The sequence below is a fragment of the Ensifer sp. ENS11 genome (assembly GCF_014851895.1).
GTDB lineage: Bacteria > Pseudomonadota > Alphaproteobacteria > Rhizobiales > Rhizobiaceae > Ensifer > Ensifer canadensis.
Genome location: NZ_JACVAN010000004.1, coordinates 365134 through 386127, shown reverse-complemented (window position 1 = coordinate 386127; position 20994 = coordinate 365134). Strand labels below are relative to the sequence as shown.

The window sequence follows — 20994 nt, the reverse complement described above, 5'->3', positions numbered from 1 at the left end:
CCAATCAGTCGCGCCTGTCAGGCATGCTTCACGAGCCAGGCCGAGATTACGCCTTCCAGCGCCTCGACCAGCGGCTCGTCGTCGAGTTCCTCGACGATTTCGGCGACGAAGGCGTTGACGAGCATCGCCCGCGCCTTGTTTTCCGGAATACCGCGCGCAAGCAGATAGAAGAGCTGCGTGTGGTCGATGTCAGTAACCGTCGCGCCGTGACCGCACTGCACGTCGTCCGCAAAGATCTCCAACTCGGGCTTGGACGAAAGGTCGGCATCGTCCGAAAGAAGCAGCGTGTTGCACGCCATCCGCGCGTCAGTCTTCTGCGCGTCCTTGGCAACCAGGATCTTGCCCTGGAAGACGCCTTTGGCGCGATCGAAGACCACGTTGCGGATGATTTCCGTCGATGTGGTGTGCGGCACGTTATGGCCAAGCGTGAAGGTGACGTCCGTGTGGCTTTCGCCGCCGAGCAGGTTGATGCCGCGTAGCTTGAAATCAGCGCCTTCGCCGCTCGTCTTGCCGTGGATCTCCTGTCGCACCAGCTTGCCGCCGGCATTGATGACGAAAAGATACAGCTTGGCGTCCTTGGCGAGATCGAAGCGCATCTGCCCGAGATGGGTGTCTGCGGCTCCCTGCTGCTGCAGGATGATCCAGATGATGTCGGCACCCTCGCCAACCGCAACGTCGCTGACCGTTGAGACCAGGCTCTCGCCGGCATCGGTTGACAGGTGACGTTCGATCACAGTCGCCTTGGTGTTCGCACCGAAGGAAACCGGGAAGCGCGTGTGCGACTGGCCGATGCTCTGCACCAACTGAATTTCAAGCGGGTCTTCCAGCTCGGTTCCGTCTGCGATCGCAAGCTCGATACCACCGCGCACGAGGCCGCCGTTGATGCGGCCGATTGCGTCGTCCGAGCCGAGCACCGCAAGGCCGGCAGCAGCCGACCCGTCGAGCAGGCTGTCGGTGTAGGAGCGCATCGTCACGCCCTCGGGCGCATTGCCCTTGAGGTCGGCATGGCCGTTGCGCACCGCAAGTACTGTCGAGCCGGCGACAAGCGCCTCGACGCGATCAGCAAAAGCCGTCGGGTCGGCGGCAGGTACCGCACGCAGCAGCGTGCGAAGATCGGTATAGTGCCAGGACTCGACGCGGCGCGTCGGCAGGCCTGATGTCCGCAGTTCGTGCACCAAGGTGTCACGAACCGACAGCACCGAGCCGTCGCCGGGTAGATCGCCGATCTGCGCGGTATAGGCATCGACGAGCGCCGTTTCGGCTGCCGTCATCTTGATTGCCTGTTGCATATTCATTCGAACACTCCTTCAACAGGCCCTAGGCTGCAGCCTCGATGATATCAGCGTAGCCGTTGGCTTCGAGTTCGTGTGCAAGCGCCTTGTCGCCCGACTTGATGACCTGGCCCTTGTAGAGCACGTGCACCGTGTCCGGAACGATGTAGTCGAGCAGGCGCTGGTAGTGGGTGATGACGATGACGGCGCGGTCGGGCGAACGCAGTGCGTTGACGCCGTCGGCGACGATCTTCAGCGCATCGATGTCGAGGCCGGAGTCGGTTTCATCAAGCACGCACAGCTTCGGCTCGAGCAACGCCATCTGCAGGATCTCGGCGCGCTTCTTCTCACCGCCGGAGAAGCCGACGTTGAGCGGGCGACGCAGCATTTCCGGAGCGATCTTGAGCTCGGCAGCGGCTTCCTTGACACGGCGCATGAATTCCGGTGTCGTCAGCTCGTCTTCGCCGCGATACTTGCGCTGCTCGTTCATCGCCACCTTCAGGAACTGCATGGTGGCAACACCCGGGATTTCGACCGGGTACTGGAAGGCAAGGAAGATGCCCTTGGCGGCGCGCTCGGAAGCCTCCAGCTCAAGGATGTTCTCGCCGTTGTAAAGGATCTCGCCTTCGGTCACTTCGTAGTCTTCGCGGCCCGACAGGATGTAGGACAGCGTCGACTTGCCGGAGCCGTTCGGCCCCATGATGGCGGCGACTTCGCCGGCCTTCACCGTCAGGTTCAGGCCACGGATGATTTCAGTGCCGTCTTCGGCGATGCGGGCGTGCAGGTTCTTGATTTCAAGCATTATATCGTCCTCTTGGGAAACGAACGTCTGTTTGCGCGCAAAGCGGATGCGCGCCATTCAATAATCAGTTCAAGGCCTCAGCCGACCGAGCCTTCGAGCGAGATGCCGATCAGCTTCTGCGCTTCGACGGCAAACTCCATCGGCAGTTCCTGGATCACTTCCTTGACGAAGCCGTTGACGATCAGCGCGATCGCCGCTTCAGTCGGGATGCCGCGCTGCAGGCAGTAGAACAACTGGTCCTCGGAGATCTTCGAGGTCGTCGCTTCGTGCTCGAACTGTGCCGTCGAGTTCTTTGCCTCGATGTAGGGCACGGTGTGCGCGCCGCATTTGTCGCCGATCAAAAGCGAATCGCACTGGGTGAAGTTGCGGGCGTTCTCGGCCTTGCGGTGGGCCGAAACCTGGCCGCGATAGGTGTTTTCCGAAACGCCGGCAGCGATGCCCTTGGAGACGATGCGGCTCGACGTGTTCTTGCCGAGGTGGATCATCTTGGTGCCACTGTCGATCTGCTGATGGCCGTTCGATACGGCGATCGAATAGAACTCGCCGCGCGAACCGTCGCCGCGCAGGATGCAGGATGGATACTTCCAGGTGATCGCTGAGCCGGTTTCCACCTGGGTCCAGGAGATCTTGGAGTTCTTGCCGCGGCAATCGCCACGCTTGGTGACGAAGTTGTAGATACCGCCCTTGCCGTGCTTGTCGCCAGGGTACCAGTTCTGGACCGTCGAATACTTGATCTCGGCTTCATCGAGGGCCACGAGTTCGACGACAGCTGCGTGCAGCTGGTTTTCGTCGCGCTGCGGCGCCGTGCAGCCTTCGAGGTAGGAAACGTAGGCGCTTTCTTCGGCGATGATCAGCGTGCGCTCGAACTGGCCGGTGTTCTTCTCGTTGATGCGGAAGTAGGTCGACAGCTCCATCGGGCAGCGAACGCCCTTCGGCACGTAGACGAACGAACCATCGGTGAAGACGGCGGAGTTGAGCGTCGCATAGTAGTTGTCGGTCGGCGGAACGACAGTTCCGAGATACTTCTTGATCAGATCGGGATGCTCGCGGATCGCCTCGGAGATCGACATGAAGATCACGCCGGCCTTCTTCAGCTCTTCCTTGAAGGTCGTCACCACCGAAACGCTGTCAAAGACGGCGTCGACGGCGATCTTGGACTTCTGCACGCCGGCGAGGATTTCCTGTTCCTTCAGCGGGATGCCGAGCTTTTCGTAAACCTTCAGAATTTCCGGGTCGACTTCGTCGAGCGACTTCGGACCCGTCGTGCCCTTCGGCGCGGCGTAGTAATAGATGTCGTTGAAGTCGATTTTCGGATAGTTGACGCGCGCCCAAGTCGGCTCGTCCATCGTCAGCCAACGGCGATAGGCCTCAAGACGCCATTCCAGCATCCATTCCGGCTCGCTCTTCTTGGCAGAGATGAAACGGATGATATCTTCGGAAAGGCCCTTCGGCGCCTTTTCGACTTCGATGGTGGTTTCAAACCCGTATTTGTACTGGTCCACGTCGATCTGACGGACCTGATCAATGGTCTCCTGCACGGCAGGCATGTCGTTCTCCAATCTTGCCGGATCCAAGGTCCGGTAGCTTGTCAACACGATGCGAACTTGGCGCACCGCTTATGTAATGGCTAAAAGGCGCTTTTCACCCCGTTTGCCAAGCGGAAAATTGCTTTTCCGCAATTTCGTTCAACCGCGCGTTCTCACGCGGCCTGACCTGTCGTTCGGCGCCTTGCGGCGACCTTGGCGAACACCGCCGCGCAACGCTCGATCTCGGCCTCCGTGGTGGCCGGGCCGATCGAGATGCGCAGTGCCCCCTGACGGGGGTCGTAACCCATTGCAGTCAGCACGTGGCTCTGACCGACCTTGCCGGATGAGCAGGCGGAACCCGCCGAAAGTGCGACACCCTCGAGGTCGAAGGCGATCTGTCCGGTTTCCGCTTTCATGCCAGGAAGCGTGAAGAAGATGGTGTTGCCAACGCGCGAAACGTCGCGGCCATGGATCACCACATCCGGCGCAGAGGTCTGCATATCCTGTTCCAGCCGATCGCGAAGCGCTGCGACCGATGCCATGCGATCATCGAGGTTGTCGGCAGCCTTGCGCGCCGCTGCAGCAAAGCCTGCGATCGCAACCGCGTTCTCGGTACCTGAGCGATGGCCCTTTTCCTGGCCGCCGCCCCGGATCAACGGTGCCGGCATCATGATCTCACCCCGGGCGACAAGCGCGCCAGCGCCCTTGGGGCCGCCGATCTTGTGCGAGGAGATGATGAGAAAATCCGCACCCAGTTCTTCGATAGATAGCGGCAGCCGACCGGCCGCCTGTACGGCGTCGACGAGGAGAATACCGCCATGGGTGCGAACGATCGCGGCAATCTCGGAGATCGGCTGAATGATGCCGGTTTCGTTGTTGACCAGCATCACCGCGACCATCGGCAAGCCGCTTTCGCGGTCGTGGGTGTCGAGAAGCGCACGCAGGGCCTCGAGATCGACGACACCGGCGGTCGTCACCGGGATTTCCGAAACGTTCTCGCGCGCAAACCGCCCGCCTTCGCGCAATGCAGGATGCTCGATCGCCGAGGCATAGAGTCGGCCAATCTTCAGCGGCGTGCGGCCCATGCGGAAATCGGGCGTCAGCACCATGTTGGCCGCTTCGGTCGCGCCGCTGGTGAAGATCACGCTTGCCGCCTTGGCGCCGCAAAGCGCGCCCACGTCGCGGCGGGCATTTTCGATCAGCGTGCGGATCGTCCGGCCCTCGCCATGGACGGAGGAAGGATTGCCGACCAGATCGAGCGCAGACAGGCACGCGTCGCGCGCTTCGGCAAGAAGCGGCGCCGTGGCGTTCCAGTCCATATAGATGCGCGAGGTCGACATAATTTCCTTCGCTAGAACAATAGGCTCACCGCCGACAACCACCGACGATGCATTTTCCTTGAATTTTCCGCACCGCTTGCCTTATGAGACGAAGCACACGGCGGAATGCCCGCACAGAAGTTTTGAACGGTTCTAAACTAGGTTTTAGAAAAGCTGAGTGCTTTCGTCAAGACTCATCGCGATCCGAAACCAAGATTCGAACCAGGAACACCCCCGGAGAGCCAATGCCCGAAATTATCTTCAACGGACCTGCCGGCCGCCTCGAAGGCCGCTATCAGCCTTCGAAGCAGAAGAGCGCCCCGATCGCCATCATCCTGCACCCGCACCCACAGTTCGGCGGCACGATGAACAACCAGATCGTCTACCAGCTTTTCTACATGTTCCAGAAGCGCGGCTTTACGACGCTGCGTTTCAACTTCCGGGGCATCGGCCGTAGCCAGGGCGAGTTCGACCATGGCGCCGGCGAGCTTTCGGATGCCGCATCTGCGCTCGACTGGGTGCAGAGCCTGCATCCCGATTCGAAGAGCTGTTGGGTTGCCGGTTATTCCTTCGGCGCCTGGATCGGCATGCAGCTCCTGATGCGCCGTCCGGAAATCGAAGGCTTCATGGCCGTCGCCCCGCAGCCGAACACCTATGACTTCTCGTTCCTGGCGCCCTGCCCGTCCTCCGGCCTCATCATCAATGGTGATTCGGACAAGGTGGCACCCGAGAAGGACGTGAACGGACTTGTCGAAAAGCTGAAGGCGCAGAAGGGTATTCTCATCACCCACAAGACCGTGCCGGGAGCCAACCACTTCTTCAACGGCCAGGTCGAAGGCCTGATGGCGGAATGCGAGGATTATCTCGACCGCCGCCTCAACGGCGAACTGACGCCGGAGCCGGCTGCCAAGCGCATCCGCTGATACCGATGCGGGCGGCTCTTAAGGCCGCCCGATCCATTGTGGGGGCAATGGGTTGACCACATTTTGTAGCGCCTCGGCGCATTCCACACGATTGCGCCCGTTTTCTTTTGCCGCATAGAGAGCCTTGTCGGCCCGCTGCATCGCCTGTTCGAGCGGTTCACCCTTGGCAATCGCCGCAACGCCGAAGCTTGACGTCACTCTCGCCTGCTCCGCAAGACCGTCGATCTTTTGCGACATCATCGCAGCGCGCATTCCGTGCGCCACCACCCGCGCCTCCTCCAGATCTGTGGAGGGCAGGAAAACCACAAACTCCTCGCCGCCAAGACGACCGGCAACTGCGCGGTTGGGCATGACATCTTTCAGGACGCGCGCAAACTGGCGGATCACCTCGTCACCTGTGTGGTGTCCGTAGCTGTCATTCACCAGTTTGAAACGGTCGAGGTCGGCCAGAATCAAGGTGCCCGGCTGACGGCCCTCGCGCAGCTGGAGCATAGGGATGACGCGTTCGGTGAAGCCACGCCTGCTATAGAGCCCGGACAAGAGGTCTATTTCCGAGCGTGCGCGGGCATCATCGACGATCTCCTTGACCATGACGCCGAGCATCGCAAGACCGGTGCTGACGATCAGCACGGCGCCAAGCGCCTGGGAAATCAGCGCGAACGGGCTCGATACATAATCCTGCGCGGTTGCCCCGGAACCGGCCGCGACGGCCGCGTAGATTTTCAGGAGATAGTAGCCAGAGGTCAGTACCAGCAGCGAGAGCAGGATCCAGTCCGCCGCCGAGCGCCGTTTGGAGCGGATGACGACGGAGGCCGACCACGCCTGGATGACAAAGAATGGCAACTGGTAGGGGGCGGCATGCTGCAGCGTTCCCCTAGGAAGATCATAGATCGCGAGGTCGAGCGTCACCGAGGCCAGGAAGAAGGCGACAAGCACCTGCCAGTTGGCTGGCACGCGATAGAACAGACCAAGGCCGAAGCGCAGCAGACAGAAACCGGCAAGCACGCTCGCAAATGCACCGATGGCAAAAAAACGGGGAAAGGATGTGAAGGGCACGACGGTTTCGAATACCGCCGCGAGCGAGGCAACGGCAAAGCCGCCGGCGCAAAAGAGCGCGGCCCTTCTGGACCGGCTCTTGGCGGCAATGACAAGAAATGCTGCAGTGAATATCTGGGCGATAACGAAGTTCACAGCCAGCAGAGAAATCGCACCACCCATCGACGGAACCCGAATTGTCTGTTGCTACGGCAGGGCCGCTTTGTGCCACCTCATGTGGCAGCACCGGACGATACTATCGGTGGCAGGCGGTACCTGCGGTCAGCCTGCGGTGCGGGATGCGTATTTGCCGCCGGTGACCGGTTGGCGCACCCCGGTTGTGCCGGGATAGCTGAGCGGCAACCCCCGCTGCGCACGCACCGCGAGATAGGCCCAGGCCTCTGCCTCCATCGAATCACCGTTGAAGCCGACCGCTTCGGCCGTAAGCACGTTTGCACCATGGGCTTTCGCCTCCGATGCCAGATCCCGCATGATCACCGGATTGAGCCGACCGCCGCCGCACACGATGTAGGTTCGGGGCGCTGCTGGCAGATGACTGGCCGATTTGATGATCGCGGCCGCCGTCACATAGGCGAGCGTGCGCGCTCCGTCTTCGAGATTGGCGTCCTTTCCCCTTGGCGGTGCGAAATCGTTGCGATCGAGCGAACGGCGCCTGTCCGAGGAGAAGAAGGGATTGAGCAGATAGCGTTCGGCAAGATCCGGCAGCACGCTGCCTTCGCTGGCAATCATGCCGCCCTGGTCGAAGGGAATGCCGGCATGTGCCTCCACCCATTGATCGATCAGCGTGTTGCCGGGCCCGCTGTCGTAGGCAACCAGTCCGACGTCGGCGCCGATGAATGTCAGATTGGAGATGCCGCCGATGTTGACGAAAACGACCGGCTGAACCAGTTCGCCATTCGCTGCGGCGTTCCGGGCGAGTGCTGCATGATAGGCCGGAATGAGCGGTGCGCCTTGGCCTCCATGCTCCATGTCGTTGGCGCGCATGTCATAGACGACATCGATGCCCGTTTCGCGGGCAAGCAGCGCCCCGTCGCCGATCTGGACGGTCAGGGCATCGTCTGGCCGGTGAAGCACGGTCTGACCGTGAAACCCGATAACATCAACATTTTCGCGCAAGATGTTGTTCTGCCGGAGAAATGCCTGAACCGCTTCGACATGCCTGAGCGTCAGTTCCCGCTCGAGATCGGCCAAAATCCCTGGCCGTTGCTCGCGGCTGGCGATCGACTTTGCGTCTTCGAGACCCTGTTTCAGCCGGTCGCGGAAGCGTGCCTCATAGGCGTATCCCGCCGAAGGTCCCCGCTCGACGATCGCATCGCCGTCGGTGCGCAGCAGCGCGACGTCGATCCCGTCCATGCTCGTTCCGCTCATCAAGCCGATCGCGGTCATGATCTTGGCCATGCATTCCTCCAAGGCGTTGCCCATCTACATAGCAAAAACATCGGCCAAGCAAAGACGTGCACTTTTGCCCAAACAGTGCTAAACGCCGCGCGCAGACGTTCTACCCAGCCGAAAGAGACAGGTCATGTCCGAGTTCAAGTCCGATTTCCTCCACACCCTCAGCGAGCGCGGTTTCATTCATCAGAGTTCGGATGATGCCGGCCTCGACCAGCTGTTCCGGACGGAGACCGTGACTGCCTATATCGGCTTCGACCCGACGGCGCCGAGCCTTCACGCCGGCGGTCTCATTCAGATCATGATGCTGCACTGGCTGCAGGCGACCGGCCACCGGCCGATCTCGCTGATGGGCGGCGGCACCGGCATGGTCGGCGATCCCTCCTTCAAGGACGAGGCGCGCCAACTGATGACGCCGGCGACGATCGACGCCAATATCGCCAGCATCAAGACGGTGTTTTCGAACTACCTGACCTACGGCGACGGCCCCAAGGACGCGCTGATGATCAACAACGCCGACTGGCTGCTTGGCATCAATTACCTTGAATTTCTGCGCGATGTCGGCCGTCACTTCTCGGTCAACCGCATGCTGTCGTTCGACAGCGTCAAGACCCGGCTTGATCGCGAGCAGTCGCTGTCGTTCCTCGAATTCAACTACATGATCCTGCAGGCCTTCGACTTCGTCGAACTGCACAAGCGCACCGGCTGCCGGCTGCAGATGGGTGGCTCGGATCAGTGGGGCAACATCGTCAACGGCATCGACCTGGGCCACCGCATGGGAACGACCCAGCTTTACGCCCTCACCTCGCCGCTGTTGACGACGTCGTCTGGCGCGAAGATGGGCAAGTCGGTCAACGGCGCCATCTGGCTCAATCCGGATATGCTGTCGGCCTACGACTTCTGGCAGTACTGGCGCAACACCGAGGACGCCGACGTAACGCGCTTCCTGAAGCTCTACACGACGCTGCCGATGGCGGAGATCGAGCGGCTCTCGAAGCTCGGCGGTTCGGAGATCAACGAGGTCAAGAAGATCCTCGCGACCGAAATCACGGCAATGCTTCACGGCCGGTCCGCTGCCGAGCAGGCGGCCGAAACTGCCCGCAAGACCTTCGAGGAAGGGGCAGTCTCCGAAAACCTGCCGTCGGTCGACGTGCCTGCGTCGGAACTCGAAGCCGGCATCGGTCTGCTGACGCTTGTCGTGCGTGCGGGGCTTGCCTCGTCCAACGGCGAAGCCCGCCGTCACGTTCAGGGCGGCGCCGTGCGCATCAATGACGAGGCCGTCAGCGATGAGCGCCGCCTGATCGGCAGTGGCGATGTGACCTCGGATGGCATCGTCAAGCTGTCGCTCGGCAAGAAGAAGCATATCCTCGTTCGCCCCGCATAAGCCGGTGCACTCCTAGAGAATCTCGAAGGCCGGCCATTGTGCCGGCCTTTTTATTGAAACTCGAAGATGCTGCGGAAGACGCCGGGCGCGATGATCGAAAGCGGGTTGATCGTCAGCTTCGGCTGGTTGAATGGGCCATTGAGTTTGAAGGTGATACCGAGCAGGCCACGGTCGCGGCCATTGCCGAGCAAGACGCCGATCAACGGCAGTTCGCCAAAAATTCGGTTCAAACCGTAGGCGGGCATGAAGGTACCCGTCATATCCATGATGCCGTTGCCGTCACGCACTGTTCCCTGGAAAGTCGCGCCGACATCGGTTCCCCTGAGAACGCCGCCATCGACCCGAATGGCGCTGCGGTCGAGGGCAAGCTGGGCAAAACCGCGCTCGAATCGCGCCGTGCTGACATCGATGTCGCGCTTAACCGCCTGGTTGAGGCTCCGTCCGTCCTGTCCAGCCGGCGTCGACACCATCGACTGCAGGCGTTGCTCGCCGACCAGCTGGAACTTGCGGATGTCGATCGAGCCGCGCCATGACCGGCCGCCACGATCACGCAACTTCATGTTCAACAGACCACCGCGCATGTTGCTGTAGATATCGGCGAACCGAGCAAGCGAGCCGGCGTCGCCAGTGGTCAGTTCAAGAATGTTGTCTGCACCGGATTTGGCGAGCCGCGCCACTACTGCCTGGCCGCTTCCGGTGACTGCCGACAGATTGATGTCGTCGATCTGTTGGCCACGCTCCGAGTAGACCAGATTCACATTCGAAAGCACTTCGCCGTTGAAGCCGGCGACGCGACCGAGCTGACCCTGGATGGTGATGTCGTCACCGGCGCCACCGTCGCCGTTCGAGCCGCTCTTCATCTGGGCAAGGATCGGACGAATGTCTGCCGCGGCACCGCTCAGCGTCACGACATGGATGCCTTTGCGGCGATCGATGGCAACGTTGAAATCGTCGCCCTGCGCCAGACGGACATTGCTGAGCTTTGCATTAACGATGCCGGCGCCATCGACCTGCAGATTACCGCGTGCGCCGAAACCGTCACCGGCGATTGCAAAGTCCTTGATGGTTGTAACGCTGTCGTTGATGTCGGATGTGAAGCGCACCTCGGCTGGTATGCCTGCACCTTTGTTCCAGCCGATCCAGGGAAGCGAGAGCCTGGCCTTGGTCAGATCGACGGTAACGTGCTGAACATCAGCCTCGTCGATCACCAGATCGACGTCCATCGGCCCGAAGATGATCTTCGACAGGCCGGGGGTCAGCTTCTCCCGGGCTGCCGCATCGAGTGTGCCGCTGATTTCGCGTTTGCGTTTGACCTTCGATTTGCTGTCGACCGGTTCGGTGAGCGCGATCTTGACCTTTGCGCCTTCAACAACCGCATCGGCATCGAGAACCGCTTGCTCGTTGTCGACCCGGAAAGTCCCGGAAAGATTGGAGACGCCACGTCCGGCAATCGGGCGCGTGACGGTGACGTCCTCAAGCTGCATCTCCACTTGCCAGAGCGGCGGTGGCGGGTGCTGGTCGGTGACAAGGCCAAACCGCGCTCCGACCTGTGCGGTTAGCGGGCCGGTAAAGTCGCCTGGGACAAACGGTGTCTTTTGCAGCGCCTGGATCGGCTTGTAGGTGACGAGCTCGGCGATCGCGTCTGCCTCGCCGCCAACTTCGATCTTCATTTCCGCGATCAACGGCTTGGTGTAGACATCGGGAATGATGAAATCGCCGCCATTGAGCGCGACGGACCGGCCGGAGGGAAAAAAGGCCGCCCCCTGCTTTACGCCCACTTCCATGCGCTGGCCGCTCAGCTTGAACGTGCCCGATGTGTCGCGCAACGGCGGTATCTCACCAGCAATGTTGATCCGCGTTTCGTCGATGTTGAACGTGATGTTCAGTTCTTTCTCGTCGAGCTTCAGCTCGCCTTCGTTCTGGGCGATCCGCCCCTCTGCCACCGAAACCTCGATGCGCGCATCAGTGACCGTGCCGCCGAAGAGATTGCGGATCGCCCAGCGGCGCGCGCCCTTGGCGATCCACCAGGGCCAAAGCTGCTTGACGGCCGTCGGTTGCATCTGGTCGCTGACGGCGGCAAAGCTGACCTGCGGCGAAGTCTTGCCGAAGGCGACCGAAAGCGAACCGAACATCGAGCCGAGCGGGCTGGAAACGGCGAGCTGATCGAAGATCAGGCGGTGGCGCGCATCCGAGGTGAAGCGGCCGCTTGCCTTCGCATCGAAGATCAAGGGACGTTCGGTAATGTCCTCCGGCGCGGAACTTGCATTCCTGAACAAAAGATCGATGGCAAAACCCTGATCGGTTGCGCCTGCTGTTCTGTCGAGATCTTTCACTGCACCAGTAAACGGGAAGATCGAGCGACCGATATTGACCGTCGACGGCAGCACCTCGACGGCAGCCCGCTCAAAGTCATATGCGATATCCATCTGGGAGGGATTGATCGTCGAAACCAGCCCACCGGCGTGGAATGCACCTTCCGACGTCCTGACGGCCACGCGAAGGTCGGGCTTGGCGCCTTCGGCGGCGCGTGTCGCCGTGAGGGTCAGCCCCGCGGTCGCATCGATGCCGAAGGCGGCCTCCTTGCCGAAGGGGCCGTGATAGAAGAAGGGCTTCAGCGGAATGTTCGAGATTGCCGCTTCGAAGCCGGACATATGACCCTTTGCACCAAGAGCGTTGGCGCTGAGATCGACATCGACTCCATCGACGGTCACGCTGCCTTTGACGTGCATGGAGCCATCGGCATCACGATTGAACTCCAGCTCCTTGGCATCGACCGGCACGACACGGTTACGTGCACCGGCGACTGTGAAAGAAAAGTTGGAAAGCAACACCGTCTGGTCGCCACGCCCTGCCGCCATCTTCGACATGCGGTCGACATGGGCAAAAAGCTGCTCCAGTGCGTCGCCGACATCGGCGATCTTGATCTTCGTCAGATCGACCGGCTCGCCGCGTGGCAGGAGGCCGGTGTCGAAGTCGCCACCTTCGGCTTCAAGACGTGAAACCGAAATCCTGCCCGTCAACAGCGCCAGAGGGTCGAGGGCAATGGATATCGAACTCAACTTTGCGACAGGTTGGCCGGACGTGGCTTCGCTCAGCGCCACTTCCCGCGCCTTGAGCGCCAGCGCGCCGTTCGAGGTCATGCGAACGACGGTGCTACCGACCTCAGCGCGATAGGCGCCGCCGAGTGCCGCGTTCAGCGCCGTGCGGGCGCGCGCGTTCAGTGTGCTGTCGATCGCCCCGCTCTCGACGACGGCGATGAGGCTGGCCGCAGTGATGAAGGCGAGCAGTAAGCCGCAAAGGGCAATCTTGCTGAGAAAGCGCAAGAGCCCGCGTTTGTGCGGGGCATGCACGATGACGGGTTCGTGTGCCTGCGCCGAGGGCAACGCATGCAACGCGACGATGTCTTTCTTGCGAAAGCCGACTTTTTCGCCGCGGATCTCACTCATCGGCGCGGACGCCCTCCAGTTCATACGGGAAAGCCCGCCTCTCCCGTCGACGCATCATGCGGCAGCGGGTCGACGGATCATTGCCGTCACGTAGACCACATCTGGCCGGACGGTGTCATCACGTCTGGCCGACCATGCTGTGGAAAGCATTCACACATCCGTGGGTTTCGTGTGCGCGAATGCCGGGCAAAGGGTCCTATCGACGCAACCCGTCCGGAACCTGTCAAATCTAGCACAAATCCGCTGGACTGCGGTCGCCGATTCTCGATATGCCCTAGCCGGCGATTGTTCACAAAACTTGGCGCAAGGAAGGTTTATTCATGGCAAGCCTCACCCCCGGAGATCTCGCTCCCGACTTCACGCTTCCCCGTGACGGCGGCGGCACGATTTCGCTTTCTGCCTTGCGCGGGCGTCCGGTCGTCTTGTTCTTCTACCCCAAGGACGACACGAAAAGTTGCACCTTGGAAGCGATTTCCTTCACCGAACTCGCCTCCGAGTTTGCCGCTGCAGGCGTTGAGTTGATCGGGCTCTCGCCCGATTCGGTGAAACGTCACGATCGCTTTGCGAAGAAATATGATCTGGCAGTCACGCTTGCTGCCGACGAGGAAAGATCCGTCGTCAACGCCTATGGTCTATGGGTGGAAAAGAGCCTCTACGGGCGCAAATATATGGGCGTCGAACGCACCACCTTCCTGATTGCCGCCGACGGCCGGATTGCGCGCGTTTGGGAGAAGGTCAAGGTCAATGGCCACGCCAATGAAGTGCTCGAGGCCGCCAAGGCGCTCTAAGTCAAAACGACGAGGCCGCAATGAAGACGCTTCCCAACTTTCACAGTCTACGCGGCGCTGCCGTTGAGGCGATCAGTGCTGCCGACCTGACCGTCAAGACGGAACTGGCCCAGGAAACGGCACGGCGCTGGCAGCGCCGTGCGCTGTCGCTGCGTTCGCCGCTGGATCGCCCCGTTCCTCTGCGTCCGGGTCGGCCGGAAAGGCCTGTTCTGACGCCACCCACGCAGGTGAAGAAGCGCTCGCTCGGCTCGCTCAAGGGCCGGATCGCGCTCTTGCATTCGATCGCCCATATCGAACTCAACGCCGTCGATCTCGCGCTCGATATCGTCGCCCGCTTTGCGTCCGAATCGGTGCCGAATTCGTTTTTCGACGGCTGGATGAAGGTTGCATTCGAGGAGGCCAAGCATTTCCGCATGGTTCGGCAGCGCCTGAACGACCTTGGCGCCGACTATGGCGACCTGCCCGCGCATGACGGGCTCTGGCAGGCGGCGCACGACACCCGCAACGATCTGACCGCCAGGCTGGCCGTCGTCCCGCTTATCCTCGAGGCGCGCGGGCTCGACGTGACGCCGGCGCTGCAGGCGCGCATGCGCGAGACCGGAGACTTCGAGACTGCCGCGGTACTCGACGTCATCTACGAAGACGAGAAAGGCCATGTGGCCGTCGGTGCCAAATGGTTTCGTTTCCTGTGCGCGCGGGAGCGGAAAGATCCGGCAGCGACTTTCCAGCAGCTCGTTCGCGCCAATTTTCGAGGTCCCCTCAAGGCGCCATTCAACGATATCGCCCGCGCCGAAGCCGGGTTGACGCCATCGTTCTATCGCTCGATGACGGCTTCCACCAACCTCTCGTAGCGCGAGCACTCAACCAAATATTAACCCTAACGAAGTGTAATGCCCGTCAAGCAATGCGAGACAATTCGCACATGGCGGGAGCGGTGGAGTGTCTGAACGTTCGGCAAATCGCACCTTCGGAAATCGCGCGCAGAATCACGTCCTGATCCTGGCGAGCGGCGACAAGGTTCGTCACATGACCGTGCGTCCTTGGATGGCGGCCCTTGCCGTTTCTGCAGCCGGTGTGTTCAGCATCGGTTACCTCGCCGCCACATCCTACCTTGTTCTTCGCGACGACCTCATCGGTGGCACGATCGCCCGCCAAGCGCGCATGCAGCACGAATACGAAGATCGAATCACCGCGTTGCGAGCGCAGGTCGATCGCGTTACGAGCCGGCAGTTACTCGATCAACAGGTGGTCGAAGAGAAAGTCGAAAAGCTGCTTCAGCAGCAGCAGGCGCTTTCTTCTCGAAACGGCAAACTCGGCGCGCTGATCGAACGGGCTGAAAATTCTGGTCTGTCGACCGATTTCACCCAACCTGCACCGGTCGAACCTCTCGCCTACGAAGAACGTGCCGATGCCACGGGCGGTGTGCAGGCAATCGAAAAACTGATGGGGCTGAGCGGCACACAGGGTGCCGCGCCCGCCCGAGTTGCGGCCCTCGCCTATGCCCGGCCTGCCACGGTTGAAAGCACCTCCGATCGCGCCGATCGGCTTTTTTCGAAAGTGACGCTCTCGCTGAAGGATGTTGAGCGCGACCAGATGTTGCGGCTTGAGCAACTGACCGACGGAGCCGCCAAAACGTCCGAGGCGATCCGCAAGATCGTCGGTCGCACAGGTGTTGCCCTACCAGAAAATGACGTCGCCGAATTGCCGCCCTCAGATGAAACCACCGGTTCCATAGATAGCGCGATCGGCGGACCTTTCGTAGAGCCCGTCAATGACGACGGCTTCGGTCGATCGCTTGCCGCGCTTGACTCGGCGCTTGTCGAGCTCGAGCGGACGCGCGCACAGGTCCGGGAGTTGCCATTCGGCAACCCGTCGCCCGCAAGTGATATCACCAGCGACTTCGGCAACAGGCTCGATCCCTTTCTCGGGCGGTTGGCGCTGCATGCGGGCATAGACTTTCGCGCCACCGTCGGCACCCGCATCCGCGCGACGGCTCCGGGCACCGTGACGACTGCCGGGCTGACGGGTGGCTATGGAAACATGGTCGAGATCGATCATGGCAATGGCGTTTCCAGTCGCTATGCCCATCTCTCGACGGTGCTCGTCAAGGTCGGCGACCGGATCAAGGCCGGTGATGTCGTTGCCAAGTCCGGCAACACCGGTCGTTCGACAGGCCCGCACCTGCACTATGAGGTCAGGCTGAACGGTCAGGCAGTCGACCCCATGCGGTTTCTCAACGCCAGTAGCAAGCTCGCGAGCTACATGAAATGAGCATCATGCCGACCCGCTCGGCCCGTGCTACTTGACAAGAAACGCAACAGATTCGTTGCCATCAACCTTTTCCAGCTTCAACGTGCTGGATTTCTTGACTTTCGACGGCATTCGGCTTAAGAGCCCGGCCACGCGGTGGTGTGTTTTCCACCGATCGAGCAGTGTTCTTCCCGAACCGGAACGGAAACAGATTTCCCTTTGACCAATTTTGCTGACCTTGGCCTTAGCCAAAAAGTTCTCTCCGCAGTTACCGATGCGGGCTACACAATCCCGACCCCGATCCAGGCTGGTGCCATTCCCCCGGCACTGCAGCGCCGTGATATCCTCGGCATCGCGCAGACGGGAACAGGCAAGACGGCATCCTTCGTGTTGCCGATGCTGACCCTGCTCGAAAAGGGTCGTGCACGTGCGCGCATGCCGCGCACGCTGATTCTGGAGCCGACGCGCGAACTGGCGGCCCAGGTTGCAGAGAACTTCGACAAGTACGGCAAGAACCACAAGCTCAACATCGCACTTCTGATCGGCGGCGTCTCGTTCGACGAACAGGACCGCAAGCTGGAGCGCGGCGCCGATGTGCTGATCTGCACGCCCGGCCGCCTGCTCGACCATTTCGAGCGTGGCAAGCTTTTGATGAGCGGCGTCGAAATCCTGGTCATCGACGAAGCTGACCGCATGCTCGACATGGGCTTCATTCCTGATATCGAGCGCATCGCCAAGATGATCCCGTTCACGCGCCAGACGCTGTTCTTCTCGGCAACCATGCCGCCGGAGATCCAGAAGCTTGCCGACCGCTTCCTGCAGAACCCGGAACGGGTCGAAGTTGCCCGTCCGGCATCGACGGCACAGACGGTGACGCAGCGCTTCGTCGCGACGCACGCGAAGGATTACGAGAAGCGCGCCGTGCTGCGCGATCTGATCCGCGCCCAGGACGAGCTGAAGAACGCCATCATCTTTTGCAATCGCAAGAAGGATGTCGCCGACCTCTTCCGGTCGCTCGAGCGTCATGGCTTCTCGGTTGGTGCTCTGCATGGCGACATGGACCAGCGCTCGCGCATGGCCATGCTTGCCGGCTTCAAGGACAACAACATCACATTGCTGGTCGCATCCGATGTTGCTGCCCGCGGCCTCGACATCCCCGATGTCAGCCATGTCTTCAATTTCGACGTGCCGATCCATGCGGAAGACTATGTTCACCGCATCGGCCGTACCGGCCGTGCTGGCCGCTCCGGCGCGTCCTTCACGCTGGTGACCAAGCGCGACACGAAGTTCTCCGACGCCATCGAGAAGCTGATCGGCCAGAAGGTCGAGTGGCTGAACGGTGATCTGTCGAACCTTCCCGAGCCGATGGAAAGCCACGACACCGGTCGCCGTGAACGCGGTCGTGACGGTCGCAGGGACCGTAATAAAAAAGATGGGGACCGGGCGCCACGTGGCCGTTCCGATCACAAAACCGATACGGTTCGTGCCGATAGTGAGGCCGAAATTGAAGCAGTCGTGGAAAGGGTAGAATCGGTGAAACCGGCACGCAACGCAGAGACGAAGCAGAGCAACGGCCACCGTCCGGAACGTCCGGTCCGCGCGGCAAACCCTGCCAATGACGACAACCGCGATCGCCGCAGCCGCCACCGTCGCGATCACGACGACGGCCCGACACCTGTCGGTTTCGGCGACGAAATCCCCGCATTCATGCTGATCGCCGGCAAGGCCTGATCCTATCAATGGGTCGGCCAGGCATCGACTTTCCGGGCTTCGGTTGCGGACTAGCGATCATGCGCGATGGCAAGCTGTTGTTGTGCAAGCGTTTGAAGGCGCCCGAGGCCGGCCACTGGAATATCGTGGGCGGCAAGGTCGATCACATGGAGCGCAGCGAGCTTGCTGCGCGCCGTGAGGCGGAAGAGGAAAGCGGCCTGTCTATCCGCTCGACCCGCTTTCTCTGCCTCAGCGAACAACTGATCGAAGCAGATCGTCAGCACTGGATCTCGATGATCTACGTGACCGACGACTTTTCGGGCGAACCGCAACTGACCGAACCGGACAAGCTTTCCGACATCGGCTGGTACGATCTCGATGCCCTGCCCCAGCCGCTTTCGCGGTTTGCCGCCGACGCCGTCCGTGCCATTCGCGTGCAGACGAAGGCGCTGGTTGACGCCAATTAAACTCCGTCGTCGATTCTATTTTTTGGCCCGCAGCGACGCCTCATAGGCAAGCCTGACCCACCGCGCCATTTCGTCCGGATCGTCGTACGCTTCTTCCGGGATGCTCCAATAGGGCATCTTCACCGTTTTCCCCTTGCCGTCATAGGCCCATTGTCTGGATCCGGCCGCTTCGAAGGTCGGGCCTGTCCTGTCGTCGCCCTTCAGCAATATTTCGCCATCGACTTCAAGCGCGAAGATGATGCCTTCGAAATAGACGCCCTTGCCGCCGAACATGCGTTTGATGGTCACCGCCCCAAGCGTTTCGAACATCTCTTCGATTGCCGCATTGTCCATGCTGTCACTCCTCCAATATGCCGCCGGCAGCGATGATCTGCTCCGGTGTGTCGAGGTCGAGACGCGCAGCTGCTCCAAGCTCGACGTCGACCACCGACAGTCCACATCTCTCGACGATATGCCTTGCGCCGACATCGCCAACCAGCTGGCTGATGGCAGCAAATGTCTGGCGCGGCAGGATAACCGGGTTGCCGCGCTGGCCATCGGCCGTTGCTCGAATCACTGCCCGCCCGCCTTCAGCGGTAAATGTATCGACGAGCCGGCGCAGATCGCCTGCCGTTATCCCGGGCATGTCGGCGAGCATCACCAGCATGCCGCCCGCTCCTTGATCGAGTGCCGAAAGCCCTGATGTCAGCGACGATGCCATACCGGACATGTAATCGGGATTGGAAACGAGCGTCACCGGCAAATCGCCGAGTGCCGCGCGGATTTCGGCCTCCCGATGGCCGGTGACAACGATCACCCGGCCGATATCGGCTGCAAGCGCGCTGACGACGGTGCGACGGATGAGCGGGACGCCATCGAAGGTCGCGAGCAGCTTGTGGCCGCCCTCCGGCCCCATGCGGCTTGCACGACCCGCTGCCAGCACGACGGTTTCCACCGGGCCCAGAGCTTTGGAGGCAACGGGCTCTCGCGGCTGCGGGCGGGTGGGTATCTCCTTCAGCAGGCCGCCGACGCCGAGCCCGGTAATGTCATGCGGGCTTGGCCATTCGCCGGCGAGGATGCGATCAAGCACCCAATCGAAGCCGTTTTCACGCGGGCTCCGCGCACAGCCGGGCGCTCCGACCACCGGCACCGTGCCGACGCGGCCGAGCACGATGAGATTGCCGGGATCAACAGGCATCCCGACATGGTCGACAGTGCCGCCCGCACGGCGGATGGCGGCCGGAATGACATCATCCGAATCGGCAACCGCCGACGCGCCGAAGACAACGATGAGGTCGTGGTCGGCCTTCAAATCGCCGATGGCTGCAGCCACGGCGTCTTCCGTATGGGCGACGCGCCGCTCGGTCGTTAGCCGGCTTGCGGATTGCCGCAGCCGCGCAGCCAGCACGGCATGGGTCTTATCCATGACCTGGCGTTTCAGCGATGGCAACTCGGTTGCTATTAGTGCCGCGTCGCGCGGGGCGAAGGGTTTGACCTCGAAGGTTGTGTGTTGGCGTAGCAGCGTTTCCGCCTTCGCCACGAGCGAGCCTGCCACTGCAAGCGGGATGATCTTGATCGTCGCCACCATGTCGCCGGGCTGCACCGGCACATGGTCCGCAAGGCAGGCGAGCGTGATGGCCGGGTCGATGCGGTTCAACTCGTCGACGGTCCCGCGGGTGGCGACGAACAGTCCGTGTACGCGGGAATAGATGTTTACGCGGCCGGTTGCCGCTGCCGAGAACCGCAGATGGTCGGGCGCGATCGCCGCAGCGATCCGGGCCGCCGCTTCATCCTCCAGCAGATCACCCCGATCCGGCTGGGCGACGATAACTTCGTCGGTGCCCGCCTGAACCAATGCAGCAATATCGGCTGAGGTCAGGACGTGCCCCTTCGGCAATCGAAGATTGCCAATCTTGACCGCGTGCGCAAGCACGGTGCCTTCGGCCGCTGAAACACTGAGGCTCCCAAATCTCATCGATGTTCCTCGCTGCCGGACATGATGTCCCGGCGCCTGAGCGCTTCGATGATTTCGGCAAGGATAGCAACGGCGATCTCCGCTGGGCTCGCCGCGCCGATGTCAAGGCCGATTGGCGCCCTGATCCGCGCGATCGCATCGTCGGTGAGCCCCAGGCGACGCAGGCGTTCGGCGCGGCCTGCATGGGTCTTTCTGCTGCCAAGCGCACCGACATAGAAACAGCCGGCACTAAGGGCCGCCCGGATCGGTTCGTCATCGATCTTCGGATCATGCGTGAGGGCGACCATGGCCGTGAACTGATCAAGCGGCCGGACGTTGAGAACATCTTCGGGCCACTCCGCTATCAGCTCTACGCCAGCAAAGCGCTCGGCCGTCGCAAAGGCCGTGCGTGGATCGATGATAGTAAGGTCGAAGCCTGCTATGGGCGCCATGCGCGCGAGCGCCTGGGAGATATGGACGGCGCCGACAACCAGGATGCGCGGTGGCGGCAGGTAGACATTGAGGAAAAAGGACCGCTCACCTACGACGATCATTCCGGGCTTGCCGGAGCGAAGTGCTGCCGACATCGCCTCGGTCCATTCGGCCGGACAGCGCTCGCCTTCGACGCAGAGCACGCTTTGGCCGGTCTCGAGATCGCTGAAGACGACAGCCGCTTGCCGCCCCGTCCGGGCTGCATTCAATGCCTGAAGGGTTGTGAGGTCCATGG

17 protein-coding genes are annotated in these 20994 nt (G+C 61.5%); 7 read left to right on the top strand and 10 right to left on the bottom strand.

Annotated features, from left to right (window positions below; genetic code table 11):
• Positions 1-17: 17 nt before the first annotated feature.
• The 4 genes from sufD to IB264_RS11045 form a co-directional block, all read right to left on the bottom strand.
• Positions 18-1295 (bottom strand): Fe-S cluster assembly protein SufD, encoded by a 1278-nt coding sequence (gene sufD, locus IB264_RS11060; protein WP_025427119.1) that lies wholly within the window; start codon positions 1293-1295, stop codon positions 18-20.
• A 22-nt stretch (positions 1296-1317) separates the two neighbouring features.
• A complete protein-coding gene (gene sufC / locus IB264_RS11055) occupies positions 1318-2073 on the bottom strand; it encodes a Fe-S cluster assembly ATPase SufC (RefSeq protein WP_025427120.1) in 756 nt (251 codons plus the stop codon).
• A gap of 77 nt (positions 2074-2150) precedes the next feature.
• Positions 2151-3620 carry a Fe-S cluster assembly protein SufB gene (sufB, locus tag IB264_RS11050; RefSeq protein ID WP_025427121.1) on the bottom strand — a complete coding sequence of 490 codons (1470 nt, stop codon included), beginning with the start codon at positions 3618-3620 and terminating at the stop codon, positions 2151-2153.
• Positions 3621-3772: 152 nt separating this feature from the next.
• Complete coding sequence (locus tag IB264_RS11045; protein ID WP_025427122.1) at positions 3773-4939, bottom strand: cysteine desulfurase family protein; 1167 nt, start codon at positions 4937-4939, stop codon at positions 3773-3775.
• Positions 4940-5163: 224 nt separating this feature from the next.
• Here IB264_RS11045 and IB264_RS11040 point away from each other — a divergent pair, with 224 nt between their 5' ends.
• Positions 5164-5841, top strand: a complete 678-nt coding sequence (locus IB264_RS11040) for an alpha/beta hydrolase (RefSeq protein WP_025427123.1) — start codon at positions 5164-5166, stop codon at positions 5839-5841.
• 18 nt (positions 5842-5859) lie between these two features.
• Here the strand turns inward: IB264_RS11040 and IB264_RS11035 are convergent, their stop codons facing one another.
• Positions 5860-7059 (bottom strand): diguanylate cyclase, encoded by a 1200-nt coding sequence (locus tag IB264_RS11035; protein ID WP_025427124.1) that lies wholly within the window; start codon positions 7057-7059, stop codon positions 5860-5862.
• 99 nt (positions 7060-7158) lie between these two features.
• Positions 7159-8295 (bottom strand): anhydro-N-acetylmuramic acid kinase, encoded by a 1137-nt coding sequence (locus tag IB264_RS11030; RefSeq protein WP_025427125.1) that lies wholly within the window; start codon positions 8293-8295, stop codon positions 7159-7161.
• A gap of 124 nt (positions 8296-8419) precedes the next feature.
• On the opposite strand from IB264_RS11030, the gene tyrS reads away from it, so the two are divergent.
• Positions 8420-9673 (top strand): tyrosine--tRNA ligase, encoded by a 1254-nt coding sequence (tyrS, locus tag IB264_RS11025; protein WP_025427126.1) that lies wholly within the window; start codon positions 8420-8422, stop codon positions 9671-9673.
• A 50-nt stretch (positions 9674-9723) separates the two neighbouring features.
• Here tyrS and IB264_RS11020 read toward each other — a convergent pair whose 3' ends face one another.
• Positions 9724-13119, bottom strand: a complete 3396-nt coding sequence (locus IB264_RS11020; RefSeq protein ID WP_025427127.1) for a DUF3971 domain-containing protein — start codon at positions 13117-13119, stop codon at positions 9724-9726.
• Between the two features lie 320 nt (positions 13120-13439).
• On the opposite strand from IB264_RS11020, the gene IB264_RS11015 reads away from it, so the two are divergent.
• The 5 genes from IB264_RS11015 to IB264_RS10995 all read left to right on the top strand — a co-directional run bounded on the left by IB264_RS11015 (position 13440) and on the right by IB264_RS10995 (position 18334).
• Positions 13440-13907 carry a peroxiredoxin gene (locus IB264_RS11015; protein ID WP_025427128.1) on the top strand — a complete coding sequence of 156 codons (468 nt, stop codon included), beginning with the start codon at positions 13440-13442 and terminating at the stop codon, positions 13905-13907.
• A 20-nt stretch (positions 13908-13927) separates the two neighbouring features.
• Entirely contained in the window at positions 13928-14758 is an 831-nt protein-coding gene (locus tag IB264_RS11010; RefSeq protein ID WP_025427129.1) for a ferritin-like domain-containing protein, read from the top strand.
• A gap of 88 nt (positions 14759-14846) precedes the next feature.
• Complete coding sequence (locus IB264_RS11005) at positions 14847-16178, top strand: M23 family metallopeptidase (RefSeq protein ID WP_025427130.1); 1332 nt, start codon at positions 14847-14849, stop codon at positions 16176-16178.
• Between the two features lie 198 nt (positions 16179-16376).
• Complete coding sequence (locus IB264_RS11000) at positions 16377-17888, top strand: DEAD/DEAH box helicase (protein WP_025427131.1); 1512 nt, start codon at positions 16377-16379, stop codon at positions 17886-17888.
• Positions 17889-17896: 8 nt separating this feature from the next.
• Positions 17897-18334 (top strand): NUDIX domain-containing protein, encoded by a 438-nt coding sequence (locus IB264_RS10995; protein ID WP_025427132.1) that lies wholly within the window; start codon positions 17897-17899, stop codon positions 18332-18334.
• Between the two features lie 15 nt (positions 18335-18349).
• On the opposite strand, the gene IB264_RS10990 is transcribed toward IB264_RS10995, so the two are convergent.
• The 3 genes from IB264_RS10990 to IB264_RS10980 are packed head-to-tail and all read right to left on the bottom strand — an operon-like array spanning position 18350 to position 20992.
• Positions 18350-18667 (bottom strand): TfoX/Sxy family protein, encoded by a 318-nt coding sequence (locus IB264_RS10990; protein ID WP_025427133.1) that lies wholly within the window; start codon positions 18665-18667, stop codon positions 18350-18352.
• Positions 18668-18671: 4 nt separating this feature from the next.
• Positions 18672-20288: an NTP transferase domain-containing protein gene (locus IB264_RS10985; protein ID WP_025427134.1), complete on the bottom strand. Its 1617-nt coding sequence runs from the start codon at positions 20286-20288 to the stop codon at positions 18672-18674.
• On the bottom strand, positions 20285-20992 hold the full coding sequence (locus IB264_RS10980; RefSeq protein WP_025427135.1) for an XdhC family protein: 708 nt from the start codon (positions 20990-20992) through the stop codon (positions 20285-20287). The genes IB264_RS10985 and IB264_RS10980 overlap by 4 nt, the downstream gene beginning before the upstream one ends.
• Positions 20993-20994 lie beyond the last annotated feature (2 nt).

What these genes read in the sequence shown, in the direction of transcription:
- IB264_RS11010 (WP_025427129.1), top strand. Translation starts at nt 13,928, where the DNA reads ATGAAGACGCTTCCCAACTTTCACAGTCTACGCGGCGCTGCCGTTGAG.
- IB264_RS11045 (WP_025427122.1), bottom strand. Translation starts at nt 4,939, where the DNA reads ATGTCGACCTCGCGCATCTATATGGACTGGAACGCCACGGCGCCGCTT.
- IB264_RS11015 (WP_025427128.1), top strand. Translation starts at nt 13,440, where the DNA reads ATGGCAAGCCTCACCCCCGGAGATCTCGCTCCCGACTTCACGCTTCCC.
- tyrS (WP_025427126.1), top strand. Translation starts at nt 8,420, where the DNA reads ATGTCCGAGTTCAAGTCCGATTTCCTCCACACCCTCAGCGAGCGCGGT.
- IB264_RS10995 (WP_025427132.1), top strand. Translation starts at nt 17,897, where the DNA reads ATGGGTCGGCCAGGCATCGACTTTCCGGGCTTCGGTTGCGGACTAGCG.
- IB264_RS11040 (WP_025427123.1), top strand. Translation starts at nt 5,164, where the DNA reads ATGCCCGAAATTATCTTCAACGGACCTGCCGGCCGCCTCGAAGGCCGC.
- IB264_RS10980 (WP_025427135.1), bottom strand. Translation starts at nt 20,992, where the DNA reads ATGGACCTCACAACCCTTCAGGCATTGAATGCAGCCCGGACGGGGCGG.
- IB264_RS10990 (WP_025427133.1), bottom strand. Translation starts at nt 18,667, where the DNA reads ATGGACAATGCGGCAATCGAAGAGATGTTCGAAACGCTTGGGGCGGTG.
- sufB (WP_025427121.1), bottom strand. Translation starts at nt 3,620, where the DNA reads ATGCCTGCCGTGCAGGAGACCATTGATCAGGTCCGTCAGATCGACGTG.
- sufD (WP_025427119.1), bottom strand. Translation starts at nt 1,295, where the DNA reads ATGAATATGCAACAGGCAATCAAGATGACGGCAGCCGAAACGGCGCTC.
- IB264_RS11035 (WP_025427124.1), bottom strand. Translation starts at nt 7,059, where the DNA reads ATGGGTGGTGCGATTTCTCTGCTGGCTGTGAACTTCGTTATCGCCCAG.
- IB264_RS11020 (WP_025427127.1), bottom strand. Translation starts at nt 13,119, where the DNA reads ATGAGTGAGATCCGCGGCGAAAAAGTCGGCTTTCGCAAGAAAGACATC.
- IB264_RS10985 (WP_025427134.1), bottom strand. Translation starts at nt 20,288, where the DNA reads ATGAGATTTGGGAGCCTCAGTGTTTCAGCGGCCGAAGGCACCGTGCTT.
- sufC (WP_025427120.1), bottom strand. Translation starts at nt 2,073, where the DNA reads ATGCTTGAAATCAAGAACCTGCACGCCCGCATCGCCGAAGACGGCACT.
- IB264_RS11030 (WP_025427125.1), bottom strand. Translation starts at nt 8,295, where the DNA reads ATGGCCAAGATCATGACCGCGATCGGCTTGATGAGCGGAACGAGCATG.